We start from the raw sequence: 4,219 nt of genomic DNA, 5'->3' as shown, positions 1-4,219 counted from the left end.
GCCCCCCGAGCGGTCGTGATCGCCGATCGATCGTGGGCCGGCGAGGCGCGGGCGGCCGGCTGGGAACTCGAGTCCGCGTTCGAGCGGCGGGTTCACCGGTCGCTGACGCGGTACGTGATGGTGCTCGAGCGACGATCTCCGTGATGTCTGGTCGGTGTTTTATGTGACGTCCGGATAACCGACACGACGAGTGCGCTGCTATCGTGGCAACACGGGATCGCCACGCCCTCCCCAGCCGATTCACTCAGTCACTTCGCTCCTTCGCCCATCCCTCGCGCAGCATTGAGCCGCGGTTCATTAGCATTCACCGCGGCCCAGCGCGCGCCACCGCAGAAATCGAGGCGGACGTTCAGTCCTCGACCTCAAGAACGCGGTCCCGAAGCCGCTTCGCTTCGTCAGTCTCGACTGAGAGATCGGGGACGGGAACTTTGTCACCGTTCTCGTCGATCGCGACGAACGTGAACGTCGACTCGGTGGTCTTCTCGGTCTCGCCCGAGCGGGGCTCCTCGCGCCAGGCGCGCAGGGCGACGTGGACGCTCGTCCGGCCCGCGTCGTAGACATAGGCCTCCACGAGGGCGGTGTCACCGATCTGAATCGGACGCTCGAAGTCGAGTTCGTTCACGCGGGCGGTGACGCAGGTCTCGCCGGCAAAGCGCATCGCGGACATCGCGCTCACCTCGTCGAGCCACTTCATCAGGTTGCCGCCATGGAGCGTGTCGTTGTTGTTCGCGTGATTGGGCTGCACGCGAAATCGGTTCCGAATGTGGGTCTCGAGAAGCGTCGGCATACCCGACCTTCGTCCGGCGATGGCATAACGCTCCGGATCGGTGAAAATCGCGGTCTCGAGAAGCCCCCATCGACCGAGTGAAGCGAGACAGTCGGACAGTGACGCGACGATCAGGCGTCCCGGCCCAGCTCCGCCAGCAGGTGCGACACGTGAATTCGGTCGCTCGTCCCCTCGTGCATCTCGAAGTCGATCTCGGCGGCCAGCCGATGAACTCGAGCGAGGTGGTCTCCCTGGTAGCGCTTGCGCGCGACTCGGAGGATCACGTCCAGCACCTCGTTGCCGTCTAACCCCTCGTCGACGAGCAGGTCGTCCAGCGTCGATCGCGCGTCGGTGAACTCGCCGGCTTCGGCGTCGTCGAGCATCGACTCGATCTCGTCCTCGAGGCCGACCTCGCCGATCGTCTCGTAGGCCGCGCTCATCGTGAGCTCGCCCGCGTCCTCGACGGTCGTCTGAGCTGCTAGAATGGCCTGCCGGAGGTTCCCGTTGGCGTAGCCCGCGACGAACTCGAGGCCGTCGTCGTCGTACGCGACTCCTTCTTCCTCGACGATGCGCTCGAGAACGGTCACGGTCTCCTCGCTGGTCGGCGAGCGAAGCGAGACGGGGAAACACCGCGAGCGGATCGGCGGAATGAGTTTGGTCGGCTGGCGCGTCCCGACGATAAACTGCGTCGTCCGGTGGTGTTGCTCCATGATCCGGCGCAGGGCCTGCTGGAAGTCCTCGCGGACGTCCTCGGCGTTGTCGAGCAGAATCGTGGTGTACCCCCCCGAGACGGGCGCGTAGCTCGCGGACTCCTTGAGGACGTGGTTGATCATGTCCCGCTTGGACATCGACGAGCGGCCGACGAGGAAGTGCTCGAAGCGGGGATCGTTCTTGATCTCGGTCTTGGTCCGGCCGAAGAAATCGGCGACGTTGATCTCGACGAAATCGTTGTCCGGATCCGCGTGAGCCGCACGGGCCAGTGCGCGCGCCGCGGCCGTCTTCCCGCTTCCGGGCGGGCCCTGCAGGAGGAGGTTGATCGGCTCCTCGACGGCCCGCTCGAGGTACTCGCGAGCGTCGTCCTGTGGCAACTCGGCCAGCTCCGGGGCGTGGGTTTCGGTCCACAGCGGCGCGTCCATCGCCAGCGACTAGGAGTGGGGCGGGTAAGAATCGGTCGGTTATTCGGCGGTCGAATCGGCAGCTACTCGCCGGTCGATTCGTTGTCAGAGCCGTCACCGCCGTCGCCCGAGTCGTCGGCCACGTCTCCGAGCGTGAACGTGGTTTGGACGGGCTCGCCCTCGGACTCGATCGGCGAGGCTGCGTCGGCGTCGTCGGGATTGCCGGCGTAGAGCGCCGCCGTCAGCTCATCGCTCTCGTCGACCGAGACGTCGGAGAGGTTGATACTAACGTTCTCGTGTTCGCCCGGCTCAAGTCGGTCGCTCGTAGCGATAACCGTCCCGTTTCGCTCGAGGGCGACGAATCCTTCCTCGGGAGTCGCCGCAGCGACGGACACGCTCTCGGTGCTCGCGTCGGTGACCGCAACGCTCGGATCGGTGTGGAACTCGAGATCGATCCGGTCGAGCTCGCCGTCGCCCTCGGTGTAGACGCCGATCGACCGGTTCCCGGGCGGTGCGCCCTCGGTGTCCGTGTCGAGGGTCACGGTCCGGGTCTCGCCGCCCTCGAGTTCCAGCACCTGTCGTGCGAAGACGGCCCCGTCGATACGGACCTCGACGGGCTGTTGGGCCCGGAACTCCGTCGGATTGCGGATCGTGGCGTTCACCTCGATCGTCTCGTTCGTCGTCGCCGTCGCCGGCGTGTCGATCGATTCGACCGCGAACGAGTTGCTGACCGCGTCATCGCCGGTCGTCACCGTCGCGGTGTCGCTGACCGGGAACCCGTCCTCGAGATAGGGCTGATCCTCCTCGCCGTCGCTCTCCTCGTAGGCGTAGCCCTCGTCGTCCGACGTGTCCCGATGAACCGTCGCGGTCAGCTGCCCGTGGAGCTCGCGGGTCGCGTCGCTCTCGCGCTCGACGGTCACGGTCTCGTGGGTGCCGGCCTCGAGGCGCTCGGAGACGGCCAGCGGCTCGTCGCCGCCGTCGCTGATGACGACGTAGCCGCCCTCGGAAAGGGTGACCGACTGGACCGTGACGGTGGAGCCGTTGCCCTGCTGATCGTCGAACGTGATCGAGGCCTCGGGGTCCTCCTCGACGCCGAAGATGGCGGGGGCTTGGCCGACGACGATACCGGCGGCGATGACGATCGTGATCGCGATCAGAATCGCACCGATCCGCTTCAGCGTGCCGAACGTCAGTCTCGAACTCATTGGGGGTGTCGTCGTCCCCGTCTTCGTGTTCGACGGATGTAAAATGCGCAGTCCGTTCGCAAGATGGTGGTTCGGTTCGGAACCGTTTACAGGAATAGCCGCCAGTTACGATGGTTCGGCGACGGTGGTCGTCGTCCGAATCGGACGGTCAAGGGGTTTCGGACCGCGTTCAAGAGGTTTTGAACCGAATCCAGCCCATCGATGAGCAGTCGGTACGGTCGACAGGACTGGTGATGAGATGACTCGCCGTACCCGTCACGCGGGAGAACGCACCGCTCGAGACGCCGCCAGCGGGCGACCCGATCGGTCGTGCCTCCGATTCCCACGTGGCGGGTTCGGCGCTGAACGCGGGATTCGGACTCGAGCGATCCGAAGCCGGTTTAGCTTCGGCCCGCCGAAGGGGTACCGATGCCACTGCGCGTGACGTTTCTGGGGACGGCCGGGGCGATTCCGACGACGGAGCGGAACCCGAGCAGCGTCTTCGTCGCCCGTGAGGGCGAGGGACTGTTGTTCGACGCCGGCGAAGGGACCCAGCGCCAGATGATGCGCTTCGGTACGGGGTTTTCCGTCTCGCACCTGTTCGTCACGCACCTCCACGGCGACCACGTCCTCGGAATTCCGGGACTGCTCCAGACGATGGCCTTTAACGACCGCGAAGCGCCGCTGGCGATCCACACCCCTCGCGGCACGCGCGGCCGGCTCGAATCGCTGGTGAACGCCCTCGGGAACCGGCCATCGTTTCCGGTGCGGATCGACGAGGTCGGCGGCGGCGACGTCCCGTACCGCGCCGACGAGTACGAAGTCCGCGCGTTCAACACCGACCACGACACCCGCTCGGTCGGCTACGCGCTCGTCGAGGACGACCGCAAGGGACGGTTCGACCGCGAGCGCGCCGAAGAACTCGGCGTTCCCGTCGGCCCGAAGTTCTCGCGACTCCACGAGGGTGAGCCCGTCCGGCTCGAGGACGGCACCGTCGTCGATCCCGACCAGGTCGTCGGCGACCCCCGTCCCGGCCGATCGATCGTCTACACCGGCGACACCCGCCCCGCTCAGGCGACGATCGAGATCGGCGAGGAGCCCGACCTGCTGATCCACGACGCGACCTTTGCGGACGACCGGGCCGACCGGGCGAC

The 4,219-nt window shown here is 66.5% G+C and carries 4 protein-coding genes and 1 pseudogene; 2 read left to right on the top strand and 3 right to left on the bottom strand.

Annotated features, from left to right (window positions below; all coding sequences use genetic code 11):
- Positions 1-144 (top strand): annotated as a pseudogene (locus PGX04_RS22065) (TIGR01177 family methyltransferase); the annotation flags it as partial.
- Positions 145-349: 205 nt separating this feature from the next.
- Here PGX04_RS22065 and PGX04_RS22060 read toward each other — a convergent pair.
- The 3 genes from PGX04_RS22060 to PGX04_RS22050 all read right to left on the bottom strand — a co-directional run bounded on the left by PGX04_RS22060 (position 350) and on the right by PGX04_RS22050 (position 3,086).
- Positions 350-787, bottom strand: a complete 438-nt coding sequence (locus tag PGX04_RS22060; RefSeq protein WP_273740466.1) for an acyl-CoA thioesterase — start codon at positions 785-787, stop codon at positions 350-352.
- A gap of 110 nt (positions 788-897) precedes the next feature.
- Positions 898-1,902, bottom strand: coding sequence for an AAA family ATPase (locus PGX04_RS22055; protein ID WP_273740465.1), 1,005 nt, complete (start codon positions 1,900-1,902; stop codon positions 898-900).
- 62 nt (positions 1,903-1,964) lie between these two features.
- Positions 1,965-3,086 carry a DUF7282 domain-containing protein gene (locus PGX04_RS22050; protein ID WP_273740464.1) on the bottom strand — a complete coding sequence of 374 codons (1,122 nt, stop codon included), beginning with the start codon at positions 3,084-3,086 and terminating at the stop codon, positions 1,965-1,967.
- A gap of 408 nt (positions 3,087-3,494) precedes the next feature.
- Here PGX04_RS22050 and PGX04_RS22045 point away from each other — a divergent pair.
- On the top strand, positions 3,495-4,219 hold a 725-nt coding region (locus PGX04_RS22045; protein WP_273740463.1), incomplete at its 3' end, for a ribonuclease Z.

This window comes from Natrinema soli, from assembly GCF_028618695.1.
This window is presented reverse-complemented; position numbering and strand designations above follow the sequence as displayed.

What these genes read in the sequence shown, in the direction of transcription:
- PGX04_RS22050 (WP_273740464.1), bottom strand. Translation starts at nt 3,086, where the DNA reads ATGAGTTCGAGACTGACGTTCGGCACGCTGAAGCGGATCGGTGCGATT.
- PGX04_RS22055 (WP_273740465.1), bottom strand. Translation starts at nt 1,902, where the DNA reads ATGGACGCGCCGCTGTGGACCGAAACCCACGCCCCGGAGCTGGCCGAG.
- PGX04_RS22060 (WP_273740466.1), bottom strand. Translation starts at nt 787, where the DNA reads ATGCCGACGCTTCTCGAGACCCACATTCGGAACCGATTTCGCGTGCAG.